Origin of the sequence: Pedobacter zeaxanthinifaciens, from assembly GCF_003313335.1 — a bacterium.
Taxonomy (GTDB): Bacteria; Bacteroidota; Bacteroidia; order Sphingobacteriales; family Sphingobacteriaceae; genus Pedobacter; species Pedobacter zeaxanthinifaciens.
Genome location: NZ_QMHP01000004.1, coordinates 271,804 through 288,642, shown reverse-complemented (window position 1 = coordinate 288,642; position 16,839 = coordinate 271,804). Strand labels below are relative to the sequence as shown.

The 16,839-nt window shown below is 40.8% G+C and carries 8 protein-coding genes; 2 read left to right on the top strand and 6 right to left on the bottom strand.

Going from position 1 to position 16,839, the window contains the following annotated elements; genetic code table 11:
- Nucleotides 1–51 precede the first annotated feature (51 nt).
- The 4 genes from DUT68_RS08205 to DUT68_RS08190 form a co-directional block, all read right to left on the bottom strand.
- A complete protein-coding gene (locus DUT68_RS08205; protein ID WP_113637384.1) occupies nucleotides 52–3,672 on the bottom strand; it encodes a pectate lyase family protein in 3,621 nt (1,206 codons plus the stop codon).
- Between the two features lie 73 nt (nucleotides 3,673–3,745).
- Nucleotides 3,746–5,032, bottom strand: coding sequence for a T9SS type A sorting domain-containing protein (locus DUT68_RS08200; protein ID WP_113637383.1), 1,287 nt, complete (start codon nucleotides 5,030–5,032; stop codon nucleotides 3,746–3,748).
- A gap of 265 nt (nucleotides 5,033–5,297) precedes the next feature.
- On the bottom strand, nucleotides 5,298–6,791 hold the full coding sequence (locus DUT68_RS08195; RefSeq protein ID WP_237088293.1) for an NAD(P)H-hydrate dehydratase: 1,494 nt from the start codon (nucleotides 6,789–6,791) through the stop codon (nucleotides 5,298–5,300).
- A gap of 32 nt (nucleotides 6,792–6,823) precedes the next feature.
- Nucleotides 6,824–8,737 (bottom strand): ATP-dependent DNA helicase, encoded by a 1,914-nt coding sequence (locus tag DUT68_RS08190; protein ID WP_113637381.1) that lies wholly within the window; start codon nucleotides 8,735–8,737, stop codon nucleotides 6,824–6,826.
- Nucleotides 8,738–9,633: 896 nt separating this feature from the next.
- On the opposite strand from DUT68_RS08190, the gene yiaA reads away from it, so the two are divergent.
- Complete coding sequence (yiaA, locus tag DUT68_RS08185; protein WP_113637375.1) at nucleotides 9,634–10,035, top strand: inner membrane protein YiaA; 402 nt, start codon at nucleotides 9,634–9,636, stop codon at nucleotides 10,033–10,035.
- A 244-nt stretch (nucleotides 10,036–10,279) separates the two neighbouring features.
- On the opposite strand, the gene uvrA is transcribed toward yiaA, so the two are convergent.
- Nucleotides 10,280–13,117 (bottom strand): excinuclease ABC subunit UvrA, encoded by a 2,838-nt coding sequence (uvrA, locus tag DUT68_RS08180; RefSeq protein WP_113637373.1) that lies wholly within the window; start codon nucleotides 13,115–13,117, stop codon nucleotides 10,280–10,282.
- 630 nt (nucleotides 13,118–13,747) lie between these two features.
- Between uvrA and fabV the strand changes: the two genes are divergently transcribed.
- Nucleotides 13,748–14,941 (top strand): enoyl-ACP reductase FabV, encoded by a 1,194-nt coding sequence (fabV, locus tag DUT68_RS08175; RefSeq protein ID WP_113637602.1) that lies wholly within the window; start codon nucleotides 13,748–13,750, stop codon nucleotides 14,939–14,941.
- A gap of 151 nt (nucleotides 14,942–15,092) precedes the next feature.
- Here fabV and DUT68_RS08170 read toward each other — a convergent pair whose 3' ends face one another.
- Nucleotides 15,093–16,622 (bottom strand): SulP family inorganic anion transporter, encoded by a 1,530-nt coding sequence (locus tag DUT68_RS08170; RefSeq protein WP_113637371.1) that lies wholly within the window; start codon nucleotides 16,620–16,622, stop codon nucleotides 15,093–15,095.
- Between the last annotated feature and the right edge of the window lie 217 nt (nucleotides 16,623–16,839).

Below are 16,839 nucleotides of genomic sequence, written 5' to 3'. Positions count from 1 at the left end.
TCTAAATAGAAAATATGGAAGCGATTGCACTTCCATATTTTATTGGGTGGATTATTTTTTGATGATTTTTATTTGCTGATGTTGACCATCTACTTCTACTTTGAGCAAGTAAAATCCGCTGGCTAATGATGATAAATTCAAAGTGGTACTTAACTGCCCTTTTATTATGGCAACTTTGTTCTTTTGCTGACCTTGCGTATCGAAAACGGTTATAGAACCTTTTACCTGCGCCGCACTATGTTTAATAGTGATGATGCCAGTAGTAGGATTTGGATAGGCATTGAGTTGTTCGGCCACTTCCAAAATGTTCACCAGTTTCACCTCACTAGAAGTAGTTTTGCCATCCTTATCATATTGTGTAAGCTGATAATAGTTATTGCCCAATAAAGGATTGCGATCAGTAAAGCTATAGTTGTGCTCACCTGCAATATTTTTGGTAGTTTGTGTATTGATCACCACAAAATCCCCATTATCGCCTTTTCTGCGCAACTCAATTTTTTCAGTATTTACTTCGTTAGCTGTTTTCCAAGTTAGGTTAACCTGCGGATTGGTAGCAGTACCAGCCTTTTTGGCATCAAAAGCAACAAAATCCAAAGGCAGCGTTTGTGGGAACCAGTCTATTTTATCTGCGCCAGCATAAATAGGAACTATTACACGCACAACCGACGCCGGCAGCGGCGTATAGCTGTAGTAAGTTGATGGGTTAAACACATTGGCTGCATTTAATTCATCAAATTTAACCGAGCGACCACCAGGATTAAGCATTGCCGGATTGATTTGTCCTGTGATTACAGGCAAGCCAGAATCATCATACTCGTTACCTACCTGTTTCAAACCAAATGCTGGCTTATTACCAGTTTTGGAAGTAAACATATCATCAGAGTTGTTCCCGAATACTGCTCTAAAATCTGCCAAAGTCCTATCGGCGTACATGCCCCAACGCGTGTTTAGGTAAAAGTTGTTTTCTGCAAATACATTGGCACCAATAGCCGCTGCAATGCCATAAAGTTTAACACCATCGCTCAAGCAATTCAGCACGTGTACTTCCCCAAATCGTACCCTTGGATTTCTTGAGTTAGTATTTAAGAAATGATTGGCGTAGTGCGTCACTTTTAAGCGGCCAACATCAGTACCTGCATTATTATCAGAGTGGCCAATTAAGCCTGTTTTCCAACTGTTACGATAAATAGTCCATGAAATGGTGACATAGCTTGCGCCATCCTTGATATCAATACCGCCATCAGGATGCTCCGAATCAGCTGGCATGGTAGTTGGATGCCCAACTGTACAATGATCAACCCAAATATGGTGTGTTTCATTATTTCCAATATTAATACCATCATCATAATAGTCTTGGAATGTGATATTTCTAATGATGATGTTGGTACTTCTTTTTACGTTGATACCAAACTTGAAAACTACATTTTTACGCCCGATGATGGTGAGGTTAGACTGCTCTTGGATATCCAACATATGGTTTCCCCAAACTGCTATCGCCGGACTTAAAGCCACATCCTGGTAAACTCCTTCCTCGAGTACTATGGTTAATGGACTAGCATCCATGTATTTATACCTGATACGATTATAAAGCGTTTGGGCTAACTTGTTAAATTCAGCCGGACCATTAATGTAAATGGTTTTGTTAGTGAAGCCCGGTACAACAGCATCGCCACCGGTAGTTGGGCCGTTAAATCCATCGCCATTAGCTGATGCGAAACCTACCGGCTGCTTAAAATTGATATTTAGATTATCTGTAAAAGTAGCGGTTATGGTCTTATTCCCATCAACAGTGATGGTTTGTGTAGCATTATTACCGCTCAAAGCACCAGCCCAGCCTTGGAACGTAGAACCTAACACCGTATTAGCGGTTACCGTTACCACTGTTCCATCTGGATACTCGCCACCCGCCGGATTTAAGGTAATGCTACCAATACCCGTTACACTGGTTGTGATGCGATAAGTATTGATCACCCTAAAATTAGCCGTTACGGTTTTATTACCGTTCATGGTTAAGGTTTGTGGGTTGGTTGTACCACTTAAATCGCCCGACCAATTATCTAATTTTAACGCAGGCTTTTCCTCAGCTAACAGTGTAACCTGCTCACCAGAAAAATACCTGTTATTTGCTCTGGCAGGTGTAATTGCTACCGTTCCGCTATTAGTTGTATTTAAGGCTAAAGTGTATGAGGTACATTGTGCTCCTGATAAATCAAGTCTATCCAAATTTGGTCCATCAGTTGTTTCCCATGCTAATTTGATAGCATTTACCCCTGCATTAAGATTTACGGAAACTAAAACCTCAGTCCAATCTGTAAATGTTGCAGTTCTTGGAAAATCTACCGTTTGTACAAAAACATCGTTTACGTATAATGCCGCAGAGCGATTTTCATCCTTAGCAAAAGAATACCTGAACTTTGCAGTTTGTACGCCAGCTTGTTGGTTACAAACAGTGAAGGTAATTTGATTGTCGCCAGTGGCTAAAAAATCGATAAAGCCAGTACCAGTAAATCCAGTATGCTGTGTATCTACTTTGCCTGTAAAGTTTGCATTCTCAGCTTCGTATGTGTTAAAAGTTAAATTTGGATCAACCGTAACCACTGTTACCGTCCAATTTTTTGTAGTGCTATTTTGAGCAGTAACCGTATAAAGTACTGGCGAGGTAAAATCTTGGGCAGCACCTACACCCGGACTTACACTTGCCAAATTTGAAAGGTTAAATATAACTGGCGTAAGTGATGAAAGACTTACACCGGTAGGCATGGTCACTAAAATTTGTCCTGTAGCGCTATTAATTGAGGCATTGCCAATTTGATCATTTGAAAGCTTAAAGGCAGTAATTTCCTTTTCCGAAGACAATACAAATGCCGTTGTTACTGTCCAGTTTTTAGTGGTGGTACCATCTTGAGCGGTTACTACATAATTTACCGGATTGGTAAAGTTTTGTGTTGCATTAGCCAAAGGGCTTACCGTAGCGCCGTTGGAAATAGTAAATGTGGTTGGCGCAACATTGGTGATATTTGTTCCTGTCGCTACATTGATGTTAATTGTCCCAGCAGTATAATTGATGACTTCATTACCTACTTGTCCTGGCAATTTGAATGCGGTTACATCTACATCCGAACTTACTGTTGCTACCGCAGATGAGATGGAAAGCCCATCAATATCGTTATCATTTGCTGTAGCATTTACAATTCTAACACGTCTGATATCAGTGGCTGCTATGGTAGCATTTTGTGTAAAATTAACCGTGTACAAGCCTGCCGGGCATCCAGCGCTGGTAGAAACCGTGGTACCTATTTGCACCCAGTCGCTTTCTGTAATTGTTGAAAGATCCGTTTTGGTAGTCGCAAAAAAGGTCATCGTTCTAACTGAAGCCCTACTATTGCTAAATGTTAGCGATGAAACACCGTTGCTAAGCACTGGCGTAATGGCATATGAACTTTCACCCCCAATGAACCTAAAGCCATAGGTGCCATCACATTTTGAAGTAGAACGATAAGCTCCTTTCACTGCCCAAGTACCCGAACCAAGCGTTGCCAATGTTTCGGTAGTTGGCTTGGTGGTAGGCAGTCCGGTTTCAAAGCCTTCTGTAAAATAAATGGATTGCGCTTTTGCTAAAACACTTAAAGTGATGAAGCTGACAAACAATAGCGTTTTTAGAATATATTTCATTGTACTAAATTTTTGGGCAAAAAAATTCCTTTACCAGCCGTAGCTAGCATAAAAAATTGGTGAAAGGTTTAGTTTATTTCTTGATGAACTTTTGTGACTTTGGTTTTCCTTCTCCTTCGTAAACCAACAAATAGGTACCTGACGTTAAATTGGATACATTAATTGTTGTGGAAGATGAACCAGTAGCTGTATTAACTTTTATCAGGCTCTTGCCATCCAAACTTACCACTTTAATGGTACTAGATTTTTTCTCGTAATCATGACTTACTACAAGCTCTTTGCTTACCGGGTTAGGAAAGATATTTAAACTAATATTCTCTAACTTAACATCTGTCACTTCGCTATAGCTGTATTTTCCGTCCTTGTCTCGTTGCTTTAAACGATAATAAGCAGTACCTGATAACGGCCTCGAATCCGTAAAGCTGTAGCTATGTGTGCCAGCAGTACTTTTACTCAAAACAGTGCCCACGGTCGAAAATTCTGTGTTGTCGCTTCTTCTTTCTACAACGAAATCTTGAGTATTCACTTCGTTGGCAGTTTTCCAAACCAAGTTTACAGTTTTACCCAAGGCATCTGGTTTAGCAGTAAACGAAAGAAAGTCAAGAGGTAATGTGCTATCTGCAGTAATACCTGAAAAACTAGAAAGTCTTAAGAATAAATATCTAGAAGAACCGGTTGTTCCGGTTAAATAAGGATAAAAACGTAAATAAACTTTTTGACCATTATCTACATTAATTTTTAAATTACTGTAGGTAATTGCTCTTTTATCTTGAGTTTGACCTGTAGTATTTGAAGCAACTAATGGTATTGCTGTTGTTGCATCCGTAGCCGCGTACGTAGCAGCCGTACCTGCAGCGTCATAATAGGTAGCCAAAGCTGGCATATCAAAAAAATTATTGCCATCTAAGGAGTATTTCACCACCATTCTAACATTTCCTGTGCCTCCACCTACTGCTACCACACTAATATCTGTTAGTCTTAAAAATTTACCATTAGTTGGTTCTATAATATACTGAGCATAATGAGCCGTATTAACAACATCGTTATCCGAAAAATTAGGGATTGTCGCTATTGCTCTAAATCTACCCCAAGAATCATCAGACGCCAATCCTGTTACGGAAGCAGCATTAGTACTATTACTATAAGCGTACAACTCTAAAGTACCCAGATTTCCAAAACTACCGCTAGATGTTTCCAAAGCTGTACCTGCAACGTTTCCAGTAACTGTTTTTATGATACCATAACTACCAGAACCGGTGCCTTTTGATTCCCACTTCACAGAAAACGGAGTTATTTGAGCTTTAATGCCTAAAGAAAAGAGCATACTGATGCATGCGAAAAAAAGTACACGTTTTTTCATATCAATTTGGTTATAAATTTGGTTAATAGATACTGCGAAGTGTTCTTAATCTTGCATGCAAAAGACTATGAAACACTACTTTATTTAAAATCTAATACAGATTTAAGCATTTGTTTTTTCTTGTAAAAGAGAAAACTGTGCAATCGTTCTCGGAATTATAACGCAGATAAATTCATAAAAACCGCTTACAATTTAACTGGAGAGGTTTTTTAATTAAACAAATAAGAAAACAGCCGATTAAAAAAATTTCTGAGCTAGATAATATTTAACCCACAACCACGTTGTTTAACAATTTTTTAAGGGCTCGCGGAATTTCTTGAGATAAAAGAGATGCACTAACTACCGCCCTTTTGTGAGCTAAATGGTCGCCTGATTTGCCATGCAGAAACACGCCCAAAATTGCGGCTTCTGCTGCGCTATAACCTTGAGCTAGAAACGAGGTAATCACTCCGGTAAGTACATCTCCCATTCCACCCTGAGCCATCGCTGGATTTCCTGTAGTATTGATAAAGATATCGCCACTTGGCACACATATAAAAGTATATTGGTTTTTCAATACAATAACTAGCTGGAGTCTTTGCGATTGTAAACTAGCAGTTGCAACCCTGTCCCACCAATTATTGTGATTTCCAAATAAACGATCAAACTCTTTCATGTGCGGCGTGATGATGCTTTGGGCCTGCAATGCATTTAGTAATTCTTTCTGATCAGCAAGGATATTAATGGCATCGGCATCCACCACTAAGTTTACTTTACTATCCAAAAAATGGCTTAAAATATCCGCTTGTGCTTTTCCCACTCCCAAACCTGGACCAATAGCAACTGCCTTAAATTTAAGCAAGTCAACATCTTTAATGGATTCCCTATTTAAAAACATCGCCTCTGGCAAAGCAACATTTAGCGCCGTTAAACCACTTTGCGGCATACATGTCGTTACCAAACCTGCTCCGGCGTTTAAACAAGCGCTTGTACACAACAAGGCCGCACCCATTGTTTCAGGATTGCCAGCAATAACCAATGCATGGCCATAAGTGCCTTTGTGCGAAAAAGCAGAGCGAGGTTTTAACAGTTTACCTACTGCTTTTTCCGAGATTAGTTTCCACGGCGTAGCCACATTTTGCAAGTAAGATTCTGCCAGTCCTATTGGCACAACCTCAAATGCCTTTAAAGCCTGTAAACTTTCAGGAAAGAAGAAATTAATTTTAGGACGTTCAAAAGTGATGCAATAATCAGCACTAACGCCATTATAAATTGGTTCCAAAGCGCCCTCGCTTTTAAACCCAGTTGGCACATCCACAGCTACCACATAAGCTCCAGATTGGTTAATCAATTGAGCAAGGTATTCATAATTGCCACTTAGCGGCCGGTTTAACCCAGCACCCAAAATAGCATCAATTACCACATCAGTTGCCGACAATGCCAAGTTACGGGCATCTTCAAGCTTGAACAATCCTTTTACACGCTCTAAATTTACTTGATAATCTGCCGATGATTTTTCAGAAAAATGTGTAAGAAACACCTTCAAATTGTGATAACCTTGCTCATTCAACAGCCTTGCAATAGCCAAACCATCGCCGCCATTATTTCCCTGTCCGCAAATTACCACAATACTTTTTTTCTTATCAACAATCTTTCTAGCAAATGCTTCAACAAATGAAACTGCAGCCCGCTCCATCAAATCTACAGATGTAATATTTTGATGTTGAATAGTATACGCATCAGCATCTTTCATTTGAATGGCGGTAAGCAAATTTTCCATCTATATAGCATTAAAAGCAATAAATATCGCTACTAAAACAATTGTAAAGTTACGGTTTCTTGCGTAGCTGAACGTTTTTCGGAAGTTTTAGTTTGCCTTCGGCGATGTTTAGTAATCCACTCCGTGTAGTTTTTGGCAGCTAAAGGTTGCGCTAACAAACCGCTTCCAATATGCATCAAAGTAATGCTATTTTCTATCTGCTGTCTTAATTTTTGAAGCTGGTGTTGTATGTGCTGTTGTAGCTTGTTGGTTGGTTTAACACGAATCAATTTAAGCAAGGGATGAAGCAGTTTAACAGAGAGCTCGTTGGCAAAATAACCATTGGCAGCTGTTATCCGATTTTGTAAATTTTCTTGTGCTTCAAACCCATCTTGCTGATACAGGTTATTGATTTGCTGCCTGAATTTTTCCAATAGCACATCTAACTTTTTAATGGCGCTGGTTATTTCCTGCATTTGCGTTTTTAGGAATGGATTATTTACCTTATAAATTTCAGGATCTTGTTGAATCAAATCAACAGCACCCATCATGGAGTTAAAGTTAAAATGTGCCAAAACCAAATTTAAGATGTACTTTTCTTGTGCCTGCTTCATCAACAAATTCAAATCGCCGGCCATTGCAGGTTGAAGAAAATTAATGACTTCGTTGTTCGACCGTAAACTGTCTTTATTAATTTTAGATTTTAGGATCAAACCCGATAAAGTTCGCACCCTACTTAAAGCCACATAAACCTGCCCGCTAATGAAAGACTTGCCAGCATCAATAATGGCATGATCAAACGTTAAACCCTGACTTTTATGTATGGTTACTGCCCACGCTAACTTAACAGGATATTGGAGAAATTCACCCACTTGGTTTTGCGAAACTTGCTCATCCTCATCAATTTGATATTCAAAAGATTGCCAAGCGCTTTTGGTGAGTAACAAATCTTCCTCATCTGGAAAAGCAACATAAATCTCTCCATTATCAATCGATTTTACTCTTCCGATTTTTCCGTTATAAAATTTACGTTCGTCGCCTGTATCGTTTTTGATGAACATGATTTGCGCACCAACCTTTAACACAAGCTGCTGCTCCGCCTGTAGTCCTAAATCCTTAAACTCACCGTTAATTTCTGCCTCAAAAGTATAGCTCTCGCCTTTTAGCGCATCTAACTTCTGTTGGTTAATGGCATTGGCTTCCGCATTGTGTGAAGTAATGATAATTGGATTGATGTCCGCGTCATCTTGAAAATCAGGATCAAATCGTTCATTGAGCAAAGCTAAAGTTTCATTGTCAATCTGATTATTCCTAATGTCGTTTAAAATTTTAATGAAGGTTTCTTCTGTTTGCCTGTAAACTTTGGTTAGTTCAATTTGTACAACTGGATTTTGCCGCAGCACCAAAGCATCAAAAAAATATGGCGAGGCATACACTTTGCTCAACACAGACCAATCCTCTCTTTTAGTGACAGGTGGCAACTGGAACAAATCGCCAATGAGCAGCAACTGCAAACCACCAAAAGGACTGCTATTTTTTCGAACAGAGCGCAACAAGGCATCAATCATGTCCATTACATCACAACGCACCATCGAAACTTCGTCAATTACCAGCAGCTCTAACTCCCTGAACAACTTTAGTTTATCGTTAGCGAAACTCAAATCATTAACTGTAGATTGAATGGACGAAAACCCATCCTGAAGATGTTGCAAAGCTACATCTCCTGGGAAAAAAGATCCTGGCGGCAGCTGAAAAAAAGAGTTGATGGTAGTGCCTTTTGCATTCATTGCGGCAACACCCGTAGGTGCAACAACAGCCATTTTTTTGGTGCTTTGCTGCTTTATCCGTTTCAGTAAAGTTGTTTTTCCGGTACCGGCCTTTCCTGTAAGAAAAACCGATTCATTGGTGTATTCAATGAACTCAAAAATTTGATCAGCAATTGGGTTGGCGTCGGAAGTGGAACTCATAGCGCAAATTTAGCTAAATAATTTAGCAGAAGAAACCAAGCGCTTAATTAAAATTAGTTGTCCAGCGAAGCGAATGAACTAAATCGGTTACCGTAAGCTCTTCACTAGATCCCTCCAAAGTCGGGATGACAAGGCGGGTTAGCGGTTAGGCGTGCTGTCATCCAAAGCGAAGCGAAGGAACTAAACCTTATTAACGTGAGCTCTTTTCCAGATCCCTCCAAAGTCGGGATGAAAAGGCGGGTTAGCGGTTAGGCGTGCTGTCATCCAAAGCGAAGCGAAGGAACTAAACCTTATTAACGTGAGCTCTTTTCCAGATCCCTCCAAAGTCGGGATGACAAGGCGGGTTAGCGGTTAGGCGTACTGTCATTCTTGCGCAGCGAAGGAACTAAACCTTATTAACGTGAGCACTTTTCCAGATCCCTCCAAAGTCGGGATGACAAGGCGGGCTAGCAACTAGGCGTATTGTCATCCAGAGCAAAGCGAAGGAACTAAACCTTATTAACGTGAGCTCTTCATTAGATCCCTCCAAAGTCGGGATGACAAGGCGGTTTAGCAGTTAGGCGTATTGTCATCCAGAGCAGAGCAAAGCGAAGGAACTAAACCTTATTAACGTGAGCTCTTTTCCAGATCACTCCAAAGTGGGGATGACAAGGCGGGTTGGCAGTTAGGCGTAATGTCATCCGGAACGAAGCGAAGGAACTAAACCTTATTAACTTGAGCTCTTTTCCAGATCCCTCCAAAGTCGGGATGACAGGGTAGCTGGCTGCCGGCAAGTACAAAGCAACGAACCAATCAAGTTAACGCTATGGCTTTGTCATAATTACGATAACTTGTAACAATTAACTCTCGTGAAAGTCTTTACAGCAATTGTTAAATATTAACCTAATACTAAAACAATGAACCAAAAACCTTCCAACGCTTTTGTAGCAGCCTCGTGGATTGCCCTCGGAGTTGGTATGATAGGCTTTATTATTGGCCTTTGGCGTTCCGAAATGCTACTCAATGAAAAAGGCTACTATTTTGCGGTACTCATGTTTGGCATGTTCGCAGTAATTTCGCTGCAAAAAGCTGTTAGAGACAAGCTCGAAAGCATTCCAGTGACGGAACTTTACTACGGCATTAGCTGGTTTGCAACCTTGCTAACTATTGCTTTGTTGGTAATTGGGCTGTGGAATGCAGACCTGTTGCCTAGCGAAAAGGGATTTTATGCCTTTGCCTTTTTGCTAGCTTTGTTTGGCGCTATTGCGGTACAAAAAAACACTCGCGATAGTCAAATTGCCAAACAAAACCTCCATTAGATTAAAAAATTAGAATTTTATGGAAGTGCTATAAGTTTTACTTGTAGCGCTTTTTTTTATTAACCAAAGCTCTGCCCTGTTAATACAGTACAAATTTGGCACGCTAGGAACACGTCAATCTACTAATAACCGTTACTAACCTGCCATCGGATTTGCATTTCCGAATTTATAGACTGCAAATCTGAAACAGTGTTAGTGACAGGACAGCAAAATTTTGATGAGATAAAATGGACAGAAAGTATCCTTACATTTCCTTTTTCAAAAACTTGCCCGTCAAGCTAAGCGGATTTTCAATCAATCCCTCAGGTGTACCTTCGAAAATAATTCTACCGCCGCCAGCGCCGCCTTCTTCACCTAAATCAATTACCCAATCGGCCACTTTAACCACATCCAAGTTATGTTCAATCACCAAAACCGTGTTGCCTTTATCTACCAACTCATTCAGCACCCCTAACAATACGTTGATATCCTCAAAGTGCAAACCTGTAGTCGGCTCATCCAAAATATAGAAGGTTTTACCGGTGTCTTTTTTAGAAAGCTCGGTAGCCAATTTTACGCGTTGCGCCTCGCCTCCAGACAAAGTAGTAGAAGCCTGCCCTAAACGGATATAACCTAAACCCACATCATTTAACGTTTTAATTTTACGGTAGATGACAGGCATATGCTCAAAGAAATGACAGGCATCTTCAATACTCATATCCAACACATCACTGATAGATTTACCTTTGTAGCGCACCTCCAAAGTTTCACGGTTATACCTTCTACCACCGCATTCTTCGCAAGGTACCTGTACATCAGGCAAGAAGTTCATTTCAATCACTTTCATGCCCGCACCTTGGCAAGTTTCACATCTGCCACCTTTCACGTTGAAAGAAAAACGCCCAGGTTTATAGCCTCTAATTTTAGCTTCGGGCAATGCCACAAACAAGTTCCTGATATCAGAAAAAACACCCGTGTAAGTTGATGGATTAGAACGCGGCGTACGTCCAATTGGCGTTTGGTCAATTTCAATTACCTTATCAATTTCCTTTAAACCATCAATTCTTTCGTAAGGCAAAGGTTTTTTCTTGGCCCTAAAAAAATGGTGGTTCAAAATCGGATAAAGCGTTTCGGTAATTAAGCTAGATTTACCACTACCCGAAACACCTGTTACTGCAATAAATTTACCCAAAGGAAAATCTACCGAAACCTCTTTTAAGTTATGACCAGTAGCTTTGATAATGGAAAGTGTTTTACCATTACCCTCCCTACGTTTTTCGGGCACTAAAATTCCTTTTTTACCATTTAAGTAAGCTGCAGTTAAGGTGTTGGATTTTAAGATTTGCTTTGGTGTACCCTCCGCAACCACCGTACCGCCATGCACCCCTGCTGCCGGACCAATATCCAACACATAATCAGCCTCCAAAATCATATCCTTATCGTGCTCCACCACCAAAACGGTGTTTCCTAAATCACGCAAGTTTTTTAAAGCGGTAATTAAACGCTCATTATCACGCTGGTGCAAACCAATACTTGGCTCATCCAAAATGTACATGACATTCATCAGCTGCGATCCAATTTGCGTAGCCAAACGAATACGTTGCGCCTCCCCTCCTGATAAGGTTCTCGAAGTGCGATCAAGCGTAAGGTAATTTAAGCCTACATCCAACAAAAAGCCAATACGAGCTCTAATTTCCTTCAAAATTTCTTTGGCAATGGTGTTCTGACGATCACTTAGCCTGCTCTCCACCCCTACAAACCATTGGCTTAAACTGGAGATATCCATTTCGGCCAGTTCAAAAATATTCTTGCCATCAACCTTGAAATGTAGACTTTCTTTTTTCAAACGAGCGCCATGGCAAGTAGGGCAGGTTTCCAAACGACGGAAAGCCTCCATATCGTCAGTAGCACCTTCTCCCCTTTTCTCCTGCTGCTCTTCCAAAAGTTTAATGAGCCCGTCAAACGTAACTTGGTAATTTTGTACGTTCCATTTGTTGTAGGCAACTTCTACCGAAATCAAATCTGGAGTACCATTTAAAATCAAATCAATGTGCTCTTCACTCAATTTCTCTAATGGTGTTGATAACGAAAAATTATACTTCTTCGCCACCGCTTTAAGCACCTGAAACACCCAAATATCCCTATACTCGCCAAGCGGAGCCAAACCACCATTAATGATACTCAACTTCATGTTGGGCATCACCGATTTCTTATCCACCACAAACACATAACCCAAGCCGTCGCAAGTTTCGCAAGCGCCATAGGGCGAGTTAAACGAAAAACTATTCGGTTGTGGTTCATCATAGGAAATTCCTGTGGTAGGGCACATCAAAAATTTGCTAAAATGCGCTACGTTATTGTCCTTATCGCTTATTTTGATGATACCTTTTCCCAAACGCATGGCAGTTTGTATACTATCGCGAAGGCGTTTATCATCTTTCGGATCAATCATCAAGCGGTCAACCACAATTTCAATATCGTGTATTTTATAACGATCTACCTGCATTTTGGCCACGATATCCTTAATTTCACCATCCACACGCACTTTCACGTAGCCTTGTTTGCGTATTTGCTCAAACAGTTCGCGGTAATGCCCTTTACGGCCTTTTACCACTGGAGCCAAAATATTTACTGCCGATTTTTCAAACTTTTTGTAGATATTTTGGAGAATTTGGTCTTCGCTCATGCGCTCCATTTTTTCGCCAGTATTGTACGAAAAAGCATCAGCCACACGAGCATACAACAAACGCATGAAATCGTAAATTTCAGTAATGGTACCCACCGTTGAGCGTGGGTTTTTGCTGGTGGTTTTTTGCTCAATGGCAATCACCGGACTCAAACCCGAAACTTTGTCCACATCCGGGCGCTCCATACCGCCCATAAACTGGCGTGAATAAGCACTAAATGTTTCCATGTAACGGCGCTGACCTTCGGCGTAAATGGTGTCAAAAGCCAAGCTGGATTTACCGCTACCACTTAACCCAGTAACCACCACCATTTTGTTGCGTGGAAAACTAACGTCAATATTTTTTAGATTGTGCACCCTCGCACCATAAACCTCAACCTCTTTTTGCTCGCCTAAATCAACGTGGTTTTTAGCCATATATGTGTTCGCTCCGTTTTTTAAATGTATTTCTTTGTTTAAACACACAGAACTATCGCTTGTTCCTGCTACTTAGCAATAAAGAGTTTTAGACCAACCGCTTTGTGCCTGTGTGTTAAAAAAATAGCTTGCAAAATTAGCGAAATAAAAGCACAAAAGCTACGGATACAAATACTTAAAAGCTTTAAATACTATCATCTTAACAGCCTTTTACATTTGACAAACATTTGTGTTGCTTCAGATTTTTTGGAGCGCAATTAAAGTGCTATTTACAGCGTTCGTCCCGCTTTCTGTTTCTCCCGATGAAAAATCGGGATCCACGGCAATCGGGGCTATGGATTGAAACACCTTGCTATTTACACCAGCCATGCACCACTACCTTTGTAAAATAAACCTTGGCGAAGTGGTTATGCGAAATGGAGCGCAGCGCAATGGAGCATTTGAACGAAGCAAAGGACTGCACTTTCCGCAAAAGCTGTTGGCTTTGTTTTTCAAAACACAAATCTTCCTCTAAACGTAATGCCATACTTAACATCGCACCGTCTGCCTCTACTAAATTTGTAGCGCACAAAAAAATAAGCTAGCTTTGAACTTGGATTGTTGGCTTGGCCAACTTTAAATAAACAAATTATGATTATTGAACCTAGAATGCGTGGTTTTATCTGTTTAACGGCTCACCCTGAGGGTGCCGCACAGAACGTGAAAAACCAAATTGAATATGTAAAATCTAAAGGCAACATCAACGGACCTAAAAGAGTATTGGTAATTGGTGCATCAACCGGATTTGGTTTGGCTTCGCGTATTACCGCAGCGTATGGCAATGGTGCTTCAACTGTTGGCGTTTATTTTGAAAAAGAACCTAAAGAAGGCAAAACAGCTTCGCCAGGTTGGTATAATACTGCTGCTTTTGAAAAACAGGCGCAAGCAGATGGATTGTATGCAAAAAGCATTAACGGCGATGCGTTTTCAAATGAAGTAAAGCAGCAAACTATTGATTTAATTAAAGCTGATTTAGGCCAAATTGACTTGGTAATTTACAGTTTGGCATCTCCGGTAAGAACTAACCCAAAAACTGGCGTTACACACCGCTCTACCTTGAAACCAATTGGCGGCACTTTCTCTGACAAAACTGTTGATTTCCATACCGGCATTGTTTCTACTGTAAGTATAGAACCTGCCAACGAAGAGGAAATTGAAAACACCGTTGCTGTAATGGGTGGCGAAGATTGGGAAATGTGGATTGATGACATGAAAGCTGCTGGCGTATTGGCCGAAGGCGCAGTAACTGTAGCTTACTCTTATATTGGCCCTGCGGTAACCGAGGCGGTTTATAGAAAAGGTACCATTGGCCGTGCTAAAGATCACTTAGAAGCTACTGCTTTTACCATTACTGATAAACTGGCCGACTTGAACGGCAAGGCTTACGTTTCTGTAAACAAAGCTTTGGTAACTCAGGCGAGTTCGGCTATTCCTGTTATTCCTTTGTACATTTCTTTCTTGTACAAAACCATGAAAGAAAAAGGTTTACACGAAGGTTGTATTGAGCAAATACAGCGTTTATTTGCTGAAAGATTATACACTAACAGCGATGTTCCTGTGGATGAAAAAGGACGTATTAGAATTGATGATTGGGAAATGCGTGACGATGTACAGGCACAAGTGGCTGAACTTTGGAAAACCGCCGACACCGAAACGTTGCCACAAACTGGTGATTTAGCTGGTTATAAAAAAGATTTCTTGAACCTCTTTGGTTTTGATGTAGCAGGTGTTGATTACACCGCTGATGCAAATGAAATGGTAGAGATACCTGGTTTGCAGAAATAGCCTATCCCCTTAATCCCCTTTCCAAAGGAAAGGGGAAGACAAGATGCCTATAAAAAACGCCTAATTTTATTGGGCGTTTTTTTTGCACTAAGCAAAAGCACTCACTTCGTTTCTCCCTTTCCTTTGGAGAGGGACCTGCAGAAATTTTGCCTTAATATTTACTTTCATGGGGTGAGGCGGCAACCATATAAATCGGATCATCCATATTCACCTCAATTACACCCGCCGCATTTCTAAGCAGCAGTCTACTATCAGCACTAAGGTGCTTTAAGGTAACCAGTTTATCCAACTTCTTATAACGCTCTGTGATTTTGTGCACTGCATCAATGGCGCTCATGTCGGCAATACGGCTCTCCTTGAAGTTAATCACAATTTCCGTTGGGTCGTCCTGCACATCAAACTTTTCCAGAAAGGTGGTGGTTGAACCAAAAAACAATGGCCCAAAAATCTCATAATGCTTTACGCCATTCGCATCAATAAACTTTTTTGCCCTAATGCGGCGGGCGCTTTCCCATGCAAACACCAAAGCCGACAGAATTACACCAATAAGAACCGCTAAGGCTAAATTGTGCATAAAAACCGTTACTGCAGCAACAACCACCCCAATAAAAATATCGGCCTTTGGCATTTTATTAATGATACGAAAACTGCTCCACTCGAACGTGGTTACGGCAACCATCATCATCACACCTGTAAGTGCGGCCATTGGTAATTTTCCAATTACAGGTGCACCTACTAAAATAATCAACAAAATGGTTAGCGCACCAATAATAGCCGAAAGTCTTGCTCTCGCACCAGCGGATAGATTCACCAAGGTTTGCGCAATCATAGGGCAGCCCCCCATCCCAAAAAAGAAGCCATTCAAAATATTGGCCGTTCCTTGTGCTACACTTTCTCTGTTACCATCACCTTTATTGCCTACAATTTCATCCACTAAGTTTAAGGTCAGTAATCCTTCTGTTAACCCCACCATAGCCATAATTAACCCAAAAGGAAATACAATTTTTAACGTCTCAAATGTAAAAGGCACATTAGGCACATGGAAAGGTGGAAACCCTCCAGCTACCGAAGCAATATCGCTTACTGTTTTAGTTTGTATCCCAAAAATTAAAACCACCGCAAATACTACGATAATAGCTACTAATGAAGCAGGTACAGCCTTAGTAATTTTAGGCCAAAGCCACACCACAAAAATGGTTAATGCGGTTAGTCCGCCCATTGTATACAGCGCTGAGCCACTTAGCCAATCGTTACTACCTTGCACTTTAAATTGGTTGAGCTGCGACAGAAAAATCACTATTGCTAAACCATTAACAAACCCATACATAACTGATTGCGGCACTAGCCTGATGAACTTACCGAGCCTAAACAACCCTACCACAATTTGGATCACTCCAGCTACTACCACTGCAGCAAATACATACTCTAAGCCATGCAGTTTCATCAATGCAATTAGCGTAATTACGGTTGCACCAGCCCCGCCCGATACCAAGCCAGGCCTACCACCTAAAATAGCTGTAACTAAACCCATAATAAAAGCAGCGTACAAACCCATTAAAGGAGGAAAGCCTGCTAAAATGGCAAATGAAAGCGACTCGGGAATCATGGTCATGGCAACGGTTAAACCGGCTAGGATTTCGTTTTTATAATTGATGGGCTGCTTTAAATCAAAAAGGGGCATGTGGAAATAGTTATATCTGCAAAGGTACGTTATCTATGCTTATGGTGCTAGTGATGTTGTTTTAACCCTCTCTGCCCTTCGGGCATCTCTACCAAAGGGAGAGAATAGCGAAATTCCTATGCAACTTTACAATCTCTACCCCTGGGAGAGATGGCGCAGCCAGAGAGGTTTATCCACAAAACAAAATCTGTGCATCTGTGGCTAAAGAAACAAACTA